This window comes from Sphingobium sp. B2D3A, assembly GCF_025961795.1.
Taxonomy (GTDB): Bacteria; Pseudomonadota; Alphaproteobacteria; order Sphingomonadales; family Sphingomonadaceae; genus Sphingobium.
Genome location: NZ_JAOQOI010000001.1, coordinates 3,037,330 through 3,056,290 on the forward strand (window position 1 = coordinate 3,037,330; position 18,961 = coordinate 3,056,290).

Annotated in this window: 17 protein-coding genes; 10 read left to right on the forward strand and 7 right to left on the reverse strand. The window is 64.5% G+C overall.

The window, feature by feature from the left end; genetic code table 11:
• The first annotated feature begins 139 nt into the window (after positions 1-139).
• On the forward strand, positions 140-388 hold the full coding sequence (locus tag M2337_RS14125) for a YdcH family protein (protein WP_181560090.1): 249 nt from the start codon (positions 140-142) through the stop codon (positions 386-388).
• 18 nt (positions 389-406) lie between these two features.
• Here the strand turns inward: M2337_RS14125 and xrtV are convergent, their stop codons facing one another.
• The 3 genes from xrtV to M2337_RS14140 form a co-directional block, all read right to left on the reverse strand.
• Positions 407-1,339, reverse strand: a complete 933-nt coding sequence (gene xrtV, locus M2337_RS14130; RefSeq protein WP_264570759.1) for an exosortase V — start codon at positions 1,337-1,339, stop codon at positions 407-409.
• An 87-nt stretch (positions 1,340-1,426) separates the two neighbouring features.
• Positions 1,427-2,266: a CmcJ/NvfI family oxidoreductase gene (locus tag M2337_RS14135; protein WP_264570760.1), complete on the reverse strand. Its 840-nt coding sequence runs from the start codon at positions 2,264-2,266 to the stop codon at positions 1,427-1,429.
• 150 nt (positions 2,267-2,416) lie between these two features.
• Entirely contained in the window at positions 2,417-3,424 is a 1,008-nt protein-coding gene (locus tag M2337_RS14140; RefSeq protein WP_264570761.1) for an acyl-CoA thioesterase, read from the reverse strand.
• Between M2337_RS14140 and M2337_RS14145 the strand changes: the two genes are divergently transcribed.
• The 3 genes from M2337_RS14145 to M2337_RS14155 are packed head-to-tail and all read left to right on the forward strand — an operon-like array spanning position 3,423 to position 5,700.
• Positions 3,423-3,779 (forward strand): DUF952 domain-containing protein, encoded by a 357-nt coding sequence (locus tag M2337_RS14145; protein WP_264570762.1) that lies wholly within the window; start codon positions 3,423-3,425, stop codon positions 3,777-3,779. The two genes, M2337_RS14140 and M2337_RS14145, sit on opposite strands and share 2 nt — an antisense overlap.
• Positions 3,776-5,134 carry a methylenetetrahydrofolate--tRNA-(uracil(54)-C(5))-methyltransferase (FADH(2)-oxidizing) TrmFO gene (trmFO, locus tag M2337_RS14150; RefSeq protein ID WP_264570763.1) on the forward strand — a complete coding sequence of 453 codons (1,359 nt, stop codon included), beginning with the start codon at positions 3,776-3,778 and terminating at the stop codon, positions 5,132-5,134. The genes M2337_RS14145 and trmFO overlap by 4 nt, the downstream gene beginning before the upstream one ends.
• The gene (locus M2337_RS14155; protein ID WP_264570764.1) at positions 5,131-5,700 is read left to right on the forward strand and encodes a MarR family winged helix-turn-helix transcriptional regulator; all 570 of its coding nucleotides are present in this window, start codon (positions 5,131-5,133) and stop codon (positions 5,698-5,700) included. The genes trmFO and M2337_RS14155 overlap by 4 nt, the downstream gene beginning before the upstream one ends.
• A gap of 21 nt (positions 5,701-5,721) precedes the next feature.
• Here M2337_RS14155 and M2337_RS14160 read toward each other — a convergent pair whose 3' ends face one another.
• Entirely contained in the window at positions 5,722-7,308 is a 1,587-nt protein-coding gene (locus M2337_RS14160; RefSeq protein ID WP_264570765.1) for an FAD-binding protein, read from the reverse strand.
• A 166-nt stretch (positions 7,309-7,474) separates the two neighbouring features.
• On the opposite strand from M2337_RS14160, the gene M2337_RS14165 reads away from it, so the two are divergent.
• From M2337_RS14165 to M2337_RS14190, 6 genes are all read left to right on the forward strand, one after another.
• The gene (locus M2337_RS14165; protein ID WP_264570766.1) at positions 7,475-7,768 is read left to right on the forward strand and encodes a 2Fe-2S iron-sulfur cluster binding domain-containing protein; all 294 of its coding nucleotides are present in this window, start codon (positions 7,475-7,477) and stop codon (positions 7,766-7,768) included.
• Between the two features lie 157 nt (positions 7,769-7,925).
• Positions 7,926-9,029, forward strand: coding sequence for an aromatic ring-hydroxylating dioxygenase subunit alpha (locus M2337_RS14170; protein ID WP_264570767.1), 1,104 nt, complete (start codon positions 7,926-7,928; stop codon positions 9,027-9,029).
• Between the two features lie 208 nt (positions 9,030-9,237).
• Positions 9,238-10,317, forward strand: coding sequence for a TAXI family TRAP transporter solute-binding subunit (locus M2337_RS14175; RefSeq protein WP_264570768.1), 1,080 nt, complete (start codon positions 9,238-9,240; stop codon positions 10,315-10,317).
• A gap of 97 nt (positions 10,318-10,414) precedes the next feature.
• Positions 10,415-11,044, forward strand: a complete 630-nt coding sequence (locus M2337_RS14180; protein ID WP_264570769.1) for a dipeptidyl peptidase 3 — start codon at positions 10,415-10,417, stop codon at positions 11,042-11,044.
• A gap of 76 nt (positions 11,045-11,120) precedes the next feature.
• Entirely contained in the window at positions 11,121-12,509 is a 1,389-nt protein-coding gene (locus M2337_RS14185; protein WP_264570770.1) for an MFS transporter, read from the forward strand.
• Between the two features lie 12 nt (positions 12,510-12,521).
• The gene (locus M2337_RS14190) at positions 12,522-14,009 is read left to right on the forward strand and encodes a carboxylesterase/lipase family protein (RefSeq protein WP_264570771.1); all 1,488 of its coding nucleotides are present in this window, start codon (positions 12,522-12,524) and stop codon (positions 14,007-14,009) included.
• Between the two features lie 32 nt (positions 14,010-14,041).
• Here M2337_RS14190 and M2337_RS14195 read toward each other — a convergent pair whose 3' ends face one another.
• From M2337_RS14195 to M2337_RS14205, 3 genes are all read right to left on the reverse strand, one after another.
• Positions 14,042-16,852 (reverse strand): M10 family metallopeptidase C-terminal domain-containing protein, encoded by a 2,811-nt coding sequence (locus M2337_RS14195; protein WP_264570772.1) that lies wholly within the window; start codon positions 16,850-16,852, stop codon positions 14,042-14,044.
• 323 nt (positions 16,853-17,175) lie between these two features.
• Positions 17,176-18,339 (reverse strand): hypothetical protein, encoded by a 1,164-nt coding sequence (locus tag M2337_RS14200; protein WP_264570773.1) that lies wholly within the window; start codon positions 18,337-18,339, stop codon positions 17,176-17,178.
• A 6-nt stretch (positions 18,340-18,345) separates the two neighbouring features.
• Entirely contained in the window at positions 18,346-18,894 is a 549-nt protein-coding gene (locus M2337_RS14205; protein WP_264570774.1) for a hypothetical protein, read from the reverse strand.
• Between the last annotated feature and the right edge of the window lie 67 nt (positions 18,895-18,961).

Below are 18,961 nucleotides of genomic sequence, written 5' to 3' on the forward strand. Positions count from 1 at the left end.
CGTGTTGACGCGCAACGGCAAGGGGCGCGGGCAATCCCGCCGCCCATGCGCTGGCGGTGGGCGACGAATTGATCTTGCGCAAGGCGCGCTATCGTTCCGTCCGGCACGATCGGATCATTGCAAGACCCAGGAGAGCAACATGACCCTTGATACCCGCGAGACGCTCGACGACCTGTTCCCGCACGACCATGAGGTGCTTCACGCTCTGAAGCTCCACAACGCGCATTTCCGCACCCTTGCCGAGCGCCACCACCTGCTCACGCGCCAGATCTACCGGATCGAAACCGACATCGAGCCGGCCTGCGACGAGCATCTGGAGGACCTCAAAAAGGAGAGACTGGCGATCCTGGACGACATGTCGAACCTGATCGCCCAGCAGCGCAGCTGAGGCACGCCGCGCCCGGCCTTAAGGCTGGGCGGGCTCAGCCGCTGGCTTCGCGACGGGGTCGCTTTTGCTGCCCTTCAGGCGCGGGAACAGCAGCCCGAAGAGATGATCGATCGCGAAGATGGTGATCAGCGCGGTCATGAACATCGTCAGCCCAGCGAAATCATGCAGGAAGCCCTGCGCCGCGGACTCGCCGCCGTGATAGGTCAGCAGCACGAGCAGCACGATCCGCACGAAATTGGCGAACACGGCGACCGGCACGATCGCCACGATCATCAGCAGCGCATAGCGCACATTGGCGTGGTGGCGCAGATAGACATAGAATAGCGAGATGGCGGAGAGCGAGATGAGCGAGTTGAGGCCCGCGCAGGCCTCCGCGACAAGCAGCTGATACTGGCCGACCTGAATGGTGACGCCCGACGAGGCGACCGGATAACCGACCAGATACAGGAAGCCGACGGCGGATTCGGACAGCATGATCTTGAGCGGATTGGTGACCATGGCCACCAGCGTCTCGGGCGGGGGCAGCACGAACAGCAGGTAGATGAGCGGGAACCAGAGCCGCTTGATCGCTTCCCAGCCGATGGCGCTGAACAGCGCCGCGACGACCAGGCCATACATGAGAAAGCCTTCCGTCTCGACAATGTTGCTGACGCGCGAGACGAAATAGAGCGGCAGGAGAATCGCAAAGGCGATGGCAATCGGAAGCCCCGGCGCCGGGCGCGCGACGACCGCGGCGTTCTGCCATTCCCGCCACAGCAGCCACAGACCGGTGGCCAGCACAATGGGACCATGCGCGCCCTGCTCCGTCGACCAGCTTTCCCGCGCGACGAGCAACAGCGTCGGAACGAGCACCGCGAGGATACCCGCCCCCAGAACAGGGTTGGCCATCAACCAGTTCAGCAGCTCGAAACGGGTTTTCTTTTCGGTAATCACAGGTGCATTCGTCGCCATTGGAACTCTCAGCTCTTTGACCTGCGCCTAACCCGAACAAGGTTAAGAGCTGATGATGATACGGTCAGTCATCGGGATAATTTTGGTTTACGGTAATTTACCTTTACCGCGATCCCCACCCTCTCGCCAATAGGCAATGGCGCGCGCCTCGACGCTGACGCGCGGCGGTGCCTCGTCATCGCACAGCGGATCATCGAACGCGACATGCGGCACGCAGCGGGCGACGCCTGCGCGGCTATCATGCGTCTTGAAGATGATCGCCTCGTCCGTCGTCATATCGGGAAACCAAAGCCAGCGATGCGCCGGATCGTGCGCGACGACATAGCCCTCGAAGCTCCAGTCGCCCGAGGGACTGTCGAAAATTGCATCGGCCAGCAGCAGTTCCTCGCCGGTGACCGACCGCGCATCGCAGATCGCCAGCGGCACATCCTGCGGGGCGGGCGAGAGAACGCGCCAGACATTGTAATGCGCAGCCCGAACAATGCCCTCCCCGGCGGGCTGACGCTGCGCCGAAAAACCGCGCGCCGTCGTGTCGCTGACATCGACATGGGCGAAGCGCGCGGGATGGCTGTTATCGCTGCTGCCGGCCTTGCCGGAGCGTTCCGAAAAGCGCAGGATCGGTGGCCCGGTGACGATCACCACATCCGCCCCCGTCTCGCGCAGCAGCAGCGCTTCGATCTCCTCGGCATAGGCCGGAGAATTGGCTTTGTCGGCAAAGTCGGTGACCGCCGTGGGCGCCTCAACCAGCGCTACGCCGGCCGTGTCGAGACCGAGCACCTCATGCCGTCCGTCGCTGGCGGCCATGCCGTGCTCCTCGATCACCACCGTGTCCCGACTGTGATCGTTCGCATAATAACGCGGCCGTTCGTCGGTGCGCGCGACATAGTTGATCGTCACAGAGGGCCGATCAGCCCGAATTCTGGTCATCCACTCCTCCGTTCCGCCCGGGGCGTGCCTTTGTCAGGCCCGGATCAATGCTGCTTTCGTGCGATGAACTTTGCCGTCAGCGCGGCTCGAACGCAACGGATGTCCTGATGACATGGATTATTGGGGGCCGACAGTCCAAAGGCGCGCGCATCACTCGGCCTCGCGGAAGCGGATCAGCCCTTCCTGCGCCACGCTGGCCACCAGGCGACCGTCCCGCGCATAAAAATGCCCGCGCGCGAAGCCCCTTCCATGCCCCGCCCAGGGACTGTCCGTGACGTAAAGCAGCCAGTCGCCGCACTCCACATCGTCGTGGAACCAGACGCTGTGATCGATGCTGGCACTGGCCACGCCGGGGCTACCGATGTGCAGGCCGTGCGGCCGGTAGGCCGTCGCAAGCAGCAGCATGTCGCTGATGAACCCCAGCATCGCCCGCTGCATTGGCTGCTCAAGGCCGAGCGGCCCCTCCCCCACGCGCATCCAGCACAGCTGCGGCGAGGCATCGTGCGTCTTGATGATGCCGGACTGGATATCTCCCACCGGACGGAAACGCACCGGGCTGTTGCGCCCTGCGATCCAACGCAGCACCGGACCGGCCGGGAGATCATGTTGCTCGATGAGATCGCCGAGATCCTTGAGATCATCGGGGTCCGGCACTGGCGGCATGTCGCTCTGGTGCGCCGGGCCGCGTTCGGGCTTATGGAAGGAAGCGATCATGTTGAAGATCGGCTTCTCCCGTTGCCAGGCCACGATCCGCCGGTTCGAGAAGGCGCGGCCGTCCATGTCCGCATCCACCTGATAGTCGATAGGGTAGTCCTCACTCCCGGGGCGCATGAAATAGCAGTGCAGCGAGTGGACAGGCCGGTCCGCCGCCACCGTCTTGGCCGCGGCCGCCAGCGCCTGGCCGACCACCTGCCCGCCATAGACGCGCCCTGCCCCGCCGGGCTTGCGATGGCCCAGGAAATGCCCGGGCTCTCCCGCCGGCTCGACATCAAGCAGGCGGATAAGCCCTGCGGTGAGCACGGACATGGGCGTGGCGTCGCTCGGCATGAAGAGCATATCCCGTTCTGTTTCAATCGATTCACCGGTTGGAATGCCCGTGTTTCGCGCCTCAAGGCAAGCGCTGGACGGCGCCGCGCCCATGCCGTAGCGTCGTTTCATGACAGAACTCTTCGCCTTCAAGCTGTTGCGCCCCGAGGAATGGTCGGCATGGCGCGACTCAGGTGTTTTTACCGGCGCGCCGGTCGATCTGGCCGATGGCTACATCCACCTTTCCGCCCGCGAACAGGTGCGGGAAACGGCAGCCAAATGGTTTGCCGATATCGATCCGGCCATCCTCGTCATGGTCGATCTGCCGCCGCTGGGCGACACCGTGCGCTGGGAAGTCTCGCGCGGCGGCGCTCTGTTCCCGCACGTCTACGGCACCATACCCATGAGCGCGGTTGCCGGTCACAGTAAGCTGCGGCTAGGGGCGGACGGGAAACATGCATTCCCGGCAGGATTTGAAGAACCATGACCCATCAGGTGCACATCATCGGCGGCGGCCTTGCCGGCAGCGAGGCGGCGTGGCAGCTCGCCCAGGCCGGCGTGCGCGTGCGCCTCTCCGAGATGCGCGGCAGCGGAGAGCAGACCCCTGCGCATGAGACCGATGCACTGGCCGAGATGGTCTGCTCCAACAGCTTCCGTTCGGACGATGCCAACAGCAATGCCGTCGGCCTGCTGCATCAGGAAATGCGCGCGCTCGGTTCGCTCATCATGGCGCAGGCGGACAAGTGCAAGCTGCCAGCGGGCTCCGCGCTGGCGGTGGACCGGGACATTTTCGCGCAGGGCGTGACTGCTGCCATCGAAGCGCATCCGCTGATCGAGCTGGTGCGCGAGCGCGTTGACGGCATTCCGGCGGAGGGCCCGACGATCATTGCCACCGGCCCGCTCACCGCCGCACCCCTGGCCGAGGCGATCGCGCGGACGACCGGCAAGGACCAGCTCGCCTTCTTCGACGCGATCGCGCCCATCGTCCATGGCGACAGCATCGACATGTCGATCGCGTGGAAAGCCAGCCGCTGGGACAAGGGTTCGCCCGACGGCGACGGCAAGGATTATATCAACTGCCCGATGGACAAGGATCAGTACGACGCCTTCGTCCAGGGTCTGCTCGATGGTCCCAAGACCGAGTTCAAGCAGTGGGAGAAGGACACCCCCTATTTCGATGGCTGCATGCCCATCGAGGTAATGGCGGAGCGCGGCCGCGAGACGCTGCGCCACGGGCCGATGAAGCCGGTCGGGCTCGACGATCCCCGCACCGGCCGCTGGCCCTATGCCGTCGTGCAGCTCCGGCAGGACAATGCACTGGGCACGCTGTGGAACATGGTCGGCTTCCAGACGAAACTCAAATATGAGGCGCAAGTCGCTCTGTTCAGGACGATTCCTGCGCTTGAGAATGCGCAATTTGCGCGGCTGGGCGGCCTGCATCGCAACACCTTCATCAAGAGCCCGGAACTGTTGGACGATCGCCTGCGCCTGCGCGCCATGCCGCATGTGCGCTTTGCCGGGCAGATCACGGGCTGCGAGGGCTATGTGGAGAGCGCCGCCGTCGGCCTGCTTGCCGGCCTGTTCTGCGCGACGGACCTGAGCGGACGTGACATGCCCCTCCCCCCACCGCAGACCGCGCTGGGTGCCCTGCTCGGCCACATCACCGGGGGCGCCGACGCGGAGAGCTACCAGCCGATGAACGTCAACTTCGGCCTCTTCCCGCCCATCGAGGACGAGAGCGTGCGCAAGAAGCAGCGCAAACAGGCCTACACCGACCGGGCGCGAGAAGCGCTGGCGGGTTGGAAGGCCGGCCTCCATGCCGATGCAATGCAAGTAATGTGACAAAAGACGGCGCGACTGCAGCCTCAGGCCTCGCACACCTGCGTGCGGAGAGTGAGGCGCATCGGCTGGATGCGGCAGTGGATGCGCTTGTCGGGGAGTGGCAGGCCGTCATTCCGGCGCTGGATTCCGATGTGCGGGCGATTGCGGCGCGGGTCGCGCGGATCGATGATCGGTTGCGCGCGGAGACGGCCGCGGTGCTCAAGGCGTCGGGGTTATCCGATAATGAGTTTCGTCTGCTGGCGGGCCTGATGCGCATCGGGGCGCCGTATCGCGCGGCGCCGACCGACCTCGCCGGGCGCTATGTGCCGGTAACCTCGGGCGGGCTGACCGGGCTGGCGCGGCGGCTGGAACAGCGCGGCCTGATCCGCCGCGTCTCACATGCCAGCGATCAGCGCTCGTTGCTCATCGAACTCACGCCCGACGGCATCGCGCTGGCCGGGCAGACGATGGCTGCCTTTACCGCGACGGAGCAGCGCCTGATGGGCAGCCTTTCGCAGGCAGACCGGCAGCGCTGCAATGCCATCCTGCGCACGCTGCTCCATTCGATCGAGGCCGCGCTGCCCTGAACGCAGGCGACCCGGCGCCAGTCAGGCGTCGGCGAGTTCGACCACCGGGATGGTATCGACGGCCACCGCGCCATCGCCTGCGTTCGCGAGGCGGACGTGGCGCACCCAGGCAGGGTCTTCCTGCGGGAAATCGGTGCGCCCATGGCCGCTGCGCGTCTCCTCGCGGGCGAGCTTGGCAGTCGCCACCAGTTCGGCGGTGAGCGCGAGATTGCGCAGTTCCTCGGCGGCGACCAGATCGGACTGATCGATATCGGTCGCGGCGATGCGCTGGATCTCCTGAAATTTGGCGATGGCATCGGTCAACTGGGTGCGGTTGGAGACCACGCCGACCTGCGCCCACATGATCTCGCGCACCCTCTCGAACAGGGCGACAGGATCCTGCGAGCCCGCGCTCCGCGCCAGTCGCGCTGCCTCGGCCTCCACCGCAGCGGGATCGAGCGCGGGCAAGTCAGTCGTCTTCGCCCGCTGGGCCGCGCTCTGCCCGGCGATTCGGCCGAAGGTCTGCGTCTCCAGGAAGCCGCAGCCCTGCATCCGGTCGCCGCCATGAATGCCCCCGGACGCCTCGCCCGCTGCATAGAGGCCCGGCACCGCCGTCGCAGCGGTCACATCGATGCGCGCGCCGCCCATCAGGCGCTGGAACATGAGGGTGATCTCCACGATCTGCCCGCCCTCATAATTGCCGACCGGCGCGCGGGAGCGGGCGACCTGCCCGTCCTCGACATGCCAGACGACCGGCCCGCGCCCCTCAAAATTCTCGGTATAGACGGCGCGCGCCATCATGTAACGCGGGGCGCATTCCATATTCTCGGGATCATATTTCTCCATGATCCGCTCGCCGAGCGCATTCACATAGGCGGCGCCGTAGATCGGCCCGGCAGGTGGCGAATCGCGGAACTGGACGAACTCCATGTCGATCAGCGGTGCGCCGGCATGGAACGCCAGGCTGTAGGAATCGCCCGTGGTGCGGCTGCCATGCTCGACCACTTCGTCGCAGAGCTTCGTGTAGAGCCGGTTCACCCCGCCCGAGGCAAGCACGACGGCCTTGGCGCGGATGATGAAGTGCTCGCCGTCCGGGCCGACCGCATATGCCCCCACGACGGCGCCATCGCTGAGCAGCAGGCGCGTGATCATGGTTCCTTCCTGCAGCGTCACGCCGGCATCGATCAGGCCGGTGCGCATGGGCGCGATGACATTGGCGTGCTTGCCCTTGCCCAGGCCCTGCGCCTGCAAGGTCCGGCGCACCGAATGGCCGGCGCGGCGGGAGATGAACCAGCTTCCATCGGCGTTGCGGATGAAGGGCACGCCGCGCTTTTCCATATCCTCGGCCAGAAAGCGCCCATGCTCTGCGCATTGGGCGACCAGATCGCGGTCGCAAATGCCGCCGCTGGCCTTGGCCCAATCTTCCACGAACAGCGCGGAGCTATCCGCCTCATCCAGCAGCGGCACGCTGAAGCCGACCAGCGCGTGCGGGCTGGAGCCGCTATCGCCGACCGTGCCCTTGTCCACCAGCATCACGGCGATGCCCGCCGCTGCGGCCTCCAGCGCGGCGCGCGTCGCCGCGGAGCCGCCGCCGATCACCAGAACATCCGTCACCATCTCGCGGGCCACTGCGCATCTCCTAAAACCATCATGGGGGCACCGAGCGCAGCAATGGCGCGTCCGGTGAGTTGGCCCTGAGGGTATTTTCGCCCTTGCCGCCTGTCAATATATCTTAGCACTAAGATAATTCTGGCGTATGACGAGCGGATGCAAAGCATGATAGAGACTGCCGGTCGTGACTGAAAAACAGCCCCTCCCCGATGGCACCATCATCGTCGAACTGGCCCGCTCCGGCCTGGAACTCACCGTGGCGCCGGGTCAGTCGATCCTTGAGGCGGTGCGCGAGGCCGGTGTGCCGGCCAGCTCTAGCTGCGAGCAGGGCACCTGCGGCGCCTGCGCAACGGAAGTGCTCGCCGGAACGCCCGAGCATTTCGACGCGGTGCTGACACCGCAGGAGAAGCGCGAGGGCAAGATGATGATGATCTGCTGCTCGGGCGCGCTTACCGAGCGGCTGGTGCTGGACCTTTGATGAGCGAGCGGCGGGGCGACTTGCCGGATGACAGCGGATAACTCGTATGGTATACATAATCGTCTACCAATGATTCAGGAGAGGTTTGCTGCGCCCGCCTCCTGGTCCTGTTGCGGAAGCCCCGGTTGCCGCGATCAAAATATTGATGGAGTGGTGAGTGCTCTCGATCCTGAAAAACACCTGGTACGCCGCAGCCTATTCCCATGAACTCGGCGGAGGCACGCTAGCCCGCACGCTGATCGACCAGAAGGCCGTGCTGTTCCGCGACAGCCATGGCGAGGCGGCCATGATCCTCAATCGCTGTCCGCACCGCTTTGCGCCGCTCTCCGCCGGCCGGATCATCGATGACACGCTGGAATGCCCCTATCACGGGCTGCGCTTCAACCGGGATGGCGAATGCGTGCTCAATCCGCACAGCAAGACCAAGGCCGGACTCCCTGCGGCGAACATTCGCGCCTGGCCGCTGCTGGAGCGCTACGGCATCATATGGTTCTGGCCCGGCGACCCCGCAAAGGCCGACCCGGCGCTGCTGCCGGTCATCGATTTCCTTGAACAGCCGGATGATTATGCCGTGGTGCGCGGCCTGTTGCACGTGAAGGGCCACTACGAGCTGGTGGTGGATAATCTGCTCGACCTTAGCCACGCAGCCTTTATCCACCCGCAGTTCAGCGGGGGCAATTACACGCCAGAGCAATTGCTCGCCGCCACCACGCAGCGGCTGGAGCGCGGCGATCGCTGGATCACCAATCATCGCATCCGCAGCGGCCTTGGCCCCTCCTCGGCGCATGTCGGACTGTTCGGCATGGACCCCAAGGTTGTGGTGGAGACCGACACCACCATGACCTGGCATCCGCCGGCGATGCTGGATTTCAAGCTGGGCAGCTGGGAGGTCGGTCAGCCGCGCGAGAGCGGCGCGCATATCCCGCAGCTCCATATCATCACGCCGGAGACCGAGTTCACCTCCCATTATTTCTTCGTCAACGGCCGCAATCGCCGCCGCGATGAGCCGGAGGTCGACCAAGCCCTGCTCGACTTCTTCGATATGGCTTTCCGCCAGCAGGACGAGCCGATGATCGAGATGGTGCAGGAGAATATGGGCGCGGTCAGCGACATCAACGAGCTGAACCCGATCCTGCTTGCGACGGATACGGCGCCGGTCTCCGCGCGCCGCATGTTGGCCGATCTCATCGCCCGCGAACGCGCCGAGGAGGCCTCCACTTCCCTGAATGCTCCGCGTGCACCCGCGGAGATGGCACACTGAGGCCCTCGCGCACCCGCAGGTCAAATATTAGAAAGCGCGCGACCACATGGCATTGACGGCGTCAGATTAGTATACTATTTTTTATATTGTTTGCTGCCTAGCCGAAGCTTTCCACAGAAGAAAGCGGGGTTGGACCAGCCGCTGTCTGTCCTGCGAGTCTCGCGACACACTGGATCAGGCGCCTGAGGGGAGACGGTCTTCAATGCGCATGCTGCTATCTGCAATCGCCCTGGCCCTGGCCGGCCTCACGCTGGCCATGCCGGCGCGCGCGGCAGAGCCGGAAAAGATCGTCGACTCAAGCTGGACCGATGTCGGCAAGACCGGTTACGCCACCAAGCGCCTCGTCCTCGCCTCCGCCTGCCCGGAAGCCTGCCCCTGGGGCGAACTGGGCGAATTCGTGCGCGATGCGATGGCGCCGGAAGGCTATGAGATCATCCTCTGCCGCAATTGCAACCGTACCGAAGGGCCGCGTCTGGTGGGCAAGGCCGCCCTGCCCCCGCCGCTGAAGGAAGGCGATGTGCGCCACGGCACGACCCAGCGGATCAACGCCCCCATCGACTTCGGCATCACAGAGGCATCAATGATGACCTGGGCTTATCGCGGCCAATATATCTACGCCAAGGATGGTCCCTACCCCGCCCTACGCCTCATTGCGCGGATCGAGGACCCGACCTATCTGCTGGTCGCGGTTAAGCCGGAACTAGGCATCAAGAGCCTCGCTGAAATCCGCGCCCGCAAGCTGCCGGTGCGCATTCTCACCGATGGCCAGCCGAGCGAGGCGCCCGTGCTCGCTTATTACGGCCTCGACAAGGCCAGCGTGGAGAGCTGGGGCGGCTCGATCCAGAGCCCGCACGACGTGACGGCGGAGACGCCGTTCGACGTCGTCATCTCCAGCCTCGCCAGCCCGGCGAACAATCCTGAGTCCTCGTTCTGGACGACGCTGACCGTCGCGCACAAACTCCACTTCCTCGATCTGCCGGACGATCTGCTCGACAAGATGGTCAAGGAGGCAGACATGGTCCGCACCACCGCCCGTTGGGGCGTGCTGCGCGGCGTCGATCGCGCGATCAAGACAGTCGGCCGCTCCGGCGAAGTCGTGTTCGGTCGCGTCGATATGCCGGATGACATCGCCTATGCCGCCGCACGCGGCATCGATCGGGCACGCGGTGAGCTCAAATGGTTCGTGCGGCCCTATTCCATCGATCCGCGCACGGTCGGCGACGGCAAGGGGGTTCCGCTGCATCCCGGCGCCGCGCGCTATTATCGGGAGATGGGCTACATCGACTGAGCGGGCGGCTCGCAAGCCCCGGACATGACCCGCGTATGACACCACCAACGACACAGGTCGAACGACCCCAAGGCGCTCGCCAGCAGAAAGAAGCATCATGACCTCGTCACCCAAGCCGCTGACCACTGGCTTCATCGTTCCGGCCGCGCTGAGCGGCGCCATCGGCCTCTATCTGGCATTCGGCAAGTTCGACACGTTCATGTTCTTCGGCTTCCCGATCCTTGCCGGCATCGTAGGCGCGCTGATCCTGCGGCGGCTGGACCCGAAGCGCACGACGGCGGACCATGTGACGGATGCGATGCGCATCTATTTCGGCCTGCATCTCATCTGGTCGTCCTCGCGCTACTGGCTCACCGACATGCAGCCGGTCGTGCCCCACCCCATCGGCGGACCGTTCATCCAGTCGCTGCTCGATATGGGCCTCTTCCCGGGCATCAAGGCCATGGAGGGCCTTGTCGGCATCGTGTTGCTGACCAACCGGTTCGTGCCGCTAATGCTGGTGCTGCAGGTGCCGACCAGCTTCACGATCTTCTACCTCAACGCCATCGTCGTCGGCCTGCCGCGCCAGCTCATCACAGGACCGCTGGAGATCGGCGTGAACTGCGCGCTGCTGCTGGCCTATTTCCGCTATTACCAGCCTTTCCTGACCGCGCGCGCCTACGCCGCGCCGCCGCGCTTCATGGGCGAGAGCGCCCTCGACACGCAGGAGCCGCCCCGCCCCCTTTGAAACCATCCGCCGTGAGCGCGCGACACCAGAATCGCCCCCGGCCACAGACCAACGCCTGACACGGAGAGAGAGCAGCATGGCATCCTTCACCCCAGCAGCCGGCACGGCACTGCCAGCCGAGCCCAGCGGCGCGGCGTCAGCTGTGGTATCGCATGATCTGGGCACGGCCATCGACAATGCGGCCTGGAGCCCGTTCCAGAAGCTGTTGCTCGGCTGCTTCGCGCTGGTCTTCGCGGTCGACGGGCTGGCCAACCAGTCTCTCGGCATCGTGCTGCCGGCGCTGATTGCGGATTGGGGCATTCCCCGTGGGGCGTTCGCGCCGGTGACGGCCGCCAATCTGGCCGGCGTCGCATTGGGCTCGATCATCGGCGGGATCATGGGCGACCGGATCGGCCGCCGCTGGGCCTTGATCGTTGCCATCCTCCTGTTCGGCCTGATGACGGTGGCAGGTGGCTTCACGCATGACGCTACGCAGTTGCTGCTCGTGCGCTTCCTCGATGGCCTTGGCATCGGCGCGGCGATCCCCAATGGCGCCGCACTTATTTCCGAATTCACGCCGGAAAAGCGCCGGGGCCGCGCCATTGCCATCGGCATGGTGTTCATTCCCATTGGCGGCATCATCGCCGGCGGGCTCGGCGCCTCGGTGCTGGAGATGTTCGGATGGCGGACCCTGTTCTTCGTCGCCGGCGCCCTGCCCATTCTGCTGGCCCTCGCCTTCATCGTCTTCCTGCCGGAATCGCCAAGCTTCCTGCTGCGCGCCGGCCGGCACGAGGATTTGGCGCGACTGCTCAAGCGTTGCCGCATCTCGCATGACCCGGCCCATCGCTTCGATGCACCGCCGCCAGCCAGCACGGTCATCGCGCCGCTGCGCCTGCTGCTCTCGCCGGCGCTGCGCCACCAGACCCTGCTGCTCTGGGGCGGTTTTTTCACCTGTCTGATGGCCTCCTACACCATCTTCAGCTGGGTCCCGACGATGCTGAGCACATTGGGCTTCGATCTCACCATGACCAGCCTCGGCATCACCACCTTCCATATGGGCGGCGTGGTCGGCGCGTTGTTCAGCGGCATTCTGCTCGATCGCACCGGATTCAGCCGCGCGCATATGGGTCTGGCGGGTGCCGCTGCTCTGCTCGCGGGCGTTCTCGCCGTGCTGCTCGGCAGTGATGTCGTCTCGGCGCTCATCATCCTGCCGGTGATGGTCGCGCTCGGCTTCTGCATGGCAGGGCTGCACAACACACTCTACACGCTGGCTGCCACGGCCTACCCAACGGCCGCGCGGGCGACCGGCGTAGGCGTCGCATCCGCGACCGGGCGACTGGGCGCGGTGCTCAGCTCGTTCACCGGCGTCATCTCGCTCGATCTGGGCGGCTCCTTTGCATTCTTCGCCGTCGTCGCCGTGCTGCTCGCCCTGTGCGGCCTGGCCGGATTTGCCGCCCGCGCCCGCCCCTCGGCCAGTGCGGCCTGAATGGAGATTCCCATGAAGACGATCCCTCTGCTGCGCCGTACCGCGCTTGCCGCATTGCTCCTCGCCAGCACTGCCGCGCCCCTGGCAGCCGACACCGGCGCCGCGCCGCAGGTGACGATCCGTCAGGGCGCGCTGAAAGGCGCGGAGGCGGACGGCGTGCGCAAATTCCTCAACATCCCGTTCGGCGCGTCGACCGCGGGCGAGCGACGCTGGAAAGCACCGGTCGCGGCCTCCGGTTGGAGCGGCCTGCGCGATGCAACGCAGTTCGGCCCGATCTGCCCGCAATGGCGCCCGCCGGTCGACCAGCGGCCGATGAGCGAGGACTGCCTTTCGGTAAATGTCTGGGCGCCGGCCGCTCACAAAGGCCCGCTGCCGGTGATGGTGTGGATCTATGGCGGCGGCTTCCTGGGCGGCTCCAACCGCGAGCCAGCTTATGACGGCACTGCGCTCGCGAAAATGGGTGTGGTGCTGGTTACTCTCAATTACCGCGTCGGCCCGCTCGGCTTCATGGCACATCCGGGTCTTACCGCCGAAGCACCTTACAAGGCCTCGGGCAATTACGGCATTCTCGACCAGATCGAGGGGTTGAAATGGGTGCGCGATAACATCGCGGCCTTCGGCGGCGATCCGGGCAACGTCACGGTGTTCGGCGAATCCGCCGGCAGCACCGCGATCAGCATCCTGCAGGCTTCGCCGCTGGCCAAGGGATTGTTCCACCGCGCGATCGGCGAGAGCACGTCCCAGTTCGATCCCGATGGCGGCCTCGTCGGTCGCAAGGAGATGCGCGAGGCGGAGGCTTATGGCTCGGACTTTGGCCGCAAGCTTGGCGGCGAAACAGTCGCGCAGCTCCGCGCGCTGCCGATGGACGCGTTCACCAAGGAACTGGCCTTCTTCTGGCCCACCGAGCGTGACGGCTATGTGCTGCCGGACATCGTCTACAACATCTTCGCGGCGGGCAAGCAGAACGACGTGCCCACGCTGGTCGGCTCCAACTCCATGGAGGGATCAAACATCCGCAAGGATTGGGTGCAGCGGTCGGACACGAATGGCGCGGCTTACGACCGGATTTACGGCGCATCCAAGGACCAATTGGGCCAATCCTCGACAGATGCCGTCCAATGGCAGATGCGCAGCTGGGCCAAGCTTCAAGCCAAGACCGGTAAGTCCGGCGCGTGGCTCTACTGGTTCGATCAGCCTTGGCCCGGCAAGCCGGAAATGGGCGCCTTCCATTCAGCGGAGATCGTCTATGTCTTCCGCAACCTGCAGGTCGAGGATCAACCGTGGACGCCTGAGGATCACAAGCTCTCCGACCTCGTCTCGCATTATTGGGTGAACTTCGCCCGCACCGGCAATCCCAACGGCCCCGGCCTGCCGGAATGGCCGCGCTATGACGACACGGCACCCAAATTGATGCGTCTCTCCCCGCAGCCGGCCGTCATCGGCACCCCGCGCGCAGAAGCGCAGGCCTTCCTCGACAGCTATTTCGATGCGCGACGCTAGCGATCCGCGTCCGGCGGCGGCGCCGGATCGGGTCAGAGGACCGCAAAAGATGTGGCTGTGATCGACTGCGGCTTGCTGAGCAGGATCGCGAAATCGATCAGCTCGTTTGCTTCGTCACGGTAACTGAGCGTTCCGCTGCCGGTATCGTAAATGACGAACAGGTCGGGATCCGCAGACTGGGTTGAATAACCGAAGTGACCGCTCAGATCGCTGAGGTTGCTGAGCCGGTCGAAAATACTCTTGTCGAGCGCGATGACGTCGCCTGCGCTGACAGAAAAGTCGCTTATGCTGTCGACATTGCTCGCTCCCAGCGCGGTATTGAATATGAACTGATCGGCTGCGCCGCCCCCGGTCAACAGGTTGGAGACATGGTTGCCGATGATCGTGTCGCGGCCTCCCCCGCCGACCGCATTTTCGATCACGGCCCCCGCAGCGATCGTATATCCTCCGGTTATCGCAAGATTCCGCGATACATAGAGCGTGGGGTCGATGCCGGCCGTGAGCGGATAGGCATTGAGGTTGATGACGCAGTTGAGCGAACTGCCCGCATTGCTGATCGTGTCCACGCCCCCCGCATCCCAGATGCATGCCCAGCCCGTACCCGACTTGCTGGCGGTGGGCAGCGTGTAGACGTCGTTACCGGTGCGGTATGAGAGATTGGCGCCATAGATCGCCTGTATCGCAGCAACATCGAAGACCATCGGCGTCTTCGACAAGCCCCATGCGTAACTGTTTGGCGGCGCCTTCACATCCCAGCCGAAATTGTAGGACATGATAGTCCAGATGCCCTGATTCAGGTCCAGCGTCCCGAGCGCATAGGCATCATTGGCCGCTACGCCCGGAAATTGGGTCTGCGTCACGCCGTTGATGGTATCCGTGAAGGGGTGGCCTAGGCCGAGGGCATGGCCAAGTTCATGCACCAGCGTGTCGAACGCGAGGCCCCCTTCGCTCAGATTCTGCCAATAGGAAATCTCATAGTTGAAGCGGCCGACCTGCGTGGCATTGTATCCGCCGAAGGGAATGGTGAAGTCGGCCAGAATTCCAGGCTCGGTCCAGGTCGAAGCGGGCGATTTTTCGAGAGCGATATTCGCGCCGCCCGCCGCTTCGCCATAGTCATCCGTCTCCTGAAAGTCCAAATTCGCGATATTCTCGTAGAGAGCCAATGCCGATCGCACGGCGCTTTTCTCACTTTCCGACCAGACCGATGCGCCCGAGCCGGCGGAGAAAGAATAAGTGATGATGCCACCGGACCAGCCGGCCTCGCCGATAATCAGAGCGTCGACATACTCACTGCCATAGCCGGAGGCCGCCACATCGTTGGTCGTGTAGGCTTGTGCATTGATCTGCAGCGGAACGGTGGTGCTTGCAGAATTACCCGCGTCATCGCTGACGGTGGCCGTAAATGCCTCCGCCCCGATGCCGAATGACACGATGTCCGCGTGCGTGAGATTCAGGGACCAGGCCCCCGCGACGTCCACCGTCACCACCCGCTGTTCAGAGGCCCCGAAGGTGACGACGACCTTGCTGCCGGCTGTGCCTGTTCCGTGCAGACTGGTCGCGCCCTGCTGAAGGACAGAAGCGCCAGCCACCGGGCTCGTCACGAGGTTGATGATCGCCCCCGTTGACGGGTTGATCGAACTCGCTATCGGATCGAGAAAGCCGGATATCACGGGCGCCACCGGCGGCGTGGAATCGATGGTCAGGACAGTCTCATTGTGCCCGGCTTCGGACAGGTTCCCTGCCGCATCGCGCTGCCGGACCTGAATCTGATCGGCCGCATAGGTTCCCGTAGCAAGGCTGAAGGTCTCCCCCTCGCCCTTGAGCCAGGTCTGTCCGCCGTCGATGCTGTATGTCCAGGATGCTCCCGCCTCCAGAAGCGTGACGAGAATATGGCCGTCATTGGTCAGGCCGTCCGTCTGAGATGTTCCGTTATCGTTGGCCAGCGATAGCCGGGGCGCAACGGGTGCGACCAGATCGACGAACACGCTCGGATCAAAGCCGGCGAGATCCGCTAGAGCGACGTTGGCATCCGCCTTCACCCCCTGGCCGGCCACCTGCGAGCGCACAGCCCCATCGGCGAACACCAGCAGATCGTTGAGCGTGCCGCCGCTTGATGCCACGACGACCGTCTCGACGTGCCCGCCTGCGGTGCGGGTGAGCGTCAGGCGCGCGCCGGTGAGGGTCTTGGTGTAGTCGGCCCATTGTCCCCGGAAGTAAACCACATCCACGCCGCCGCCGAGCGAGGCAGCGTCGATCGTGGTTCCCTCGGCGACGTACACCCTATCGACACCGGCACTGCCGAGGATCTGGAACGCGACGCCCGGCTTGGAAGCGGCGACAGTCTCACCAGCAGGGTTGAAGCATCCGATCTTCACTATGGCGTCCAGAACGGCACCGGGCGCCGCCGCGCCTTGAGGGGCTAGTGAGGTTTCGCCCGTCGGCACTGGAACGGCCGTTCCTTCTGCAACATGCGTGTAGAGGGCGTTCACGCTCACGCTGCCATCTGAAAACACCAGCACATCGGGTGCGGTCGTCGCGTTGGCGCCTGCCACATGGACGGTCTCCACTTTACCGTCCACCGTGCGCGTCAGGATCAGCGTCGCGTTATTGCGACTCAGCGTGTAATCGGAGAGCTGACCTTCGACATAAATGCGGTCCGCTCCGCCTCCTGTATTCAGAACATAGCTCGCCCCGGGGCGGACAAAAACAGCATCGATTAATGAGGAGCCGAGAAACTGGATGTCCTGACCATCCAACGCCAATCCACCATATGTCACAATGAAATCGATAAACGCGAGGCCATCGCCTCCGCTCTTCATCATGATGTATTTAGAGGTCGTCATTGAAATCCAGGTCGGTTAAGATCGTTATATTAAATTAACAATCGTTAAATAAAATGTTTGATTTATACTTTGGCTTCAGCCCTCTCTGACGCACAAAATTTCCGCAAAATTGCAGAGACAGTCATTTACATACATTGACTTTACATGTCAGGAAATAGACCATTATTTTCGTCGCCCTTGTCAATAAGCGCAATCCACCGCCACGCTAAGGGTGGGTTGCGGCGCTTTCGGAAAGCGGCAGGAAGCTGATTAGCGGGGTGTCATCGTCAGATCGGCGAACCAAGCTGCCGCGATGGGCTCCAGCACCGGCGACCCAGCTTGTTCTAAAGGTCGCGCTTCGCCAGCCAGCGGGCAATGAAATCGGCGATCAGATGATTGTTGGTCTCGGTCGGGAAGCCATGGGTGTTGCCGACGAACCCATGCGCGTCGAGCGGGACGAGGTCGACGGATACGCCCGCCTTCTCCAGAAACTGCGCGGTGCAGTGATCGTAACCGGCATGATAGGATGCGCCGCCGACCAGCACGATCACCGGCACCTGCGCCAGATTGACCAGCCGCGGCATTTTGCCCGCCACCGTCCAGCAGCCCACCCTGTGGCCATCCTCCGGCGGCAATTGCGTGAGCGGCCCGAAGTCGCGCAGATCGGTGACCGGCGGATCGAAGCGCAGGCCAGCATAAGTGATGCCGAAGGGCCGCGCGACCGGATCGCCCGGCGCGCCCATCGGCGGGGCGTTGTAAAAAGGCGGGCCATTCGGTTCGGCGGCGACGATGGCTTTCACAAGACCGGGCCGGGCATCTGCGATCTGCCAGCCTGTCGTCCCCGCCCGCGAATGCGTGACGAGAATGGCGGGGCCGATCCTGTCCAGCAGCGCGGCGCCCGCCTCCCGGTCCAGCCGGTCGACATAAACGCTGACCGCCAGGGCATCGCCGGGCGCGCCGAAGGGCACCTCGATGGTCGATTGGCGCGCGCGACGCATGTAGGCGGTGGCCGGATCGTCAGGGGCGTTTGTGCCGGGCAGATGCGCCGGCTTACTGGTCGGCGGGGGCGGTGCCGCCTGCCCTTCCCGCGCGGGAAGTCCGGCGGGAGGCATCAGCTTGCGCCCATCGACCGCCTCATAATGCGGCGAGCGGCCGAGCGTCGGGCGATCCACCACATAGACGGCATAGCCCTTGCGCAAGAACAGCGTCGCCCAGCCCTCGCGGCCATCCGGCGTACTCCAGAAGCTCGCCCCGCTGGAGGCGCCGCCGTGGAAGAATATCAAGGGATAGGGATGCGTCTGCTGGGCCGGGATCTGATATTCGACATACATGGCGCCGGCGATCACCGGCCCGTCCGGCGTCTGCGCCTCATGTCCGCCGACGAAAAAATTGCCTTGCCGCGCAATGACGAGCGGCTGCGTTGCAGCGGCGCTCTCCTGCCCGGACGCAGCAGAAAGCGGCAGCGTCGCCAGCAGGCAGGCGAGCAGCGAGAGGCGGATGGACCTCATACCGGCTCAGCGCCGAAGATAGACAGTGAGGTAGGTGATGCCGATAGCTGCGGCTATGCCGACAAGCGCGGCGAGGCCGTGCCGCGCGGGCACCATGCGCGAGCCCTGCGCGGCGGTTGAACCGCCGGGCGGACCTGCGCTCCACGCCAGCATCGGACGATAGCGGTGGAGATAGCCGAAAGACATGACCGCGTTCAGCCCGATAATGACGGCCGCCACACCCATGCCGAACGGACGGCCATGCGATGCCGTGACGAACGCAATCATCAACGTGATCGGCCAGGCGGCGACAACCGCCAGCGCCGCGAACAGATCGAGCAGCAGGGCCAGGCCAATGGTGACTTCCAGCGCCTTGACCAGCGCCATCACGCCGGATTCTGCCAGTTCAGGCACGAGACCCGGCCCGGGCTGGATCGACCGGTCCAGATAGAATTCCAGCCAGTAGTTCAGCCCGTGGAACAGGAACCAGCCGCCATAGAGAAACTGGCAGGCATAGACGACAATGCCGAAGGTCGTGCGCCCACCGGTGGGCGAAGCGACTGTGCTGGGTGCCATGGCGGATCGCCTCCGGTGCAACTGACGGACCGGACGAAGCCCTTGGGCTTCGTCCGGGCGCCCCCCT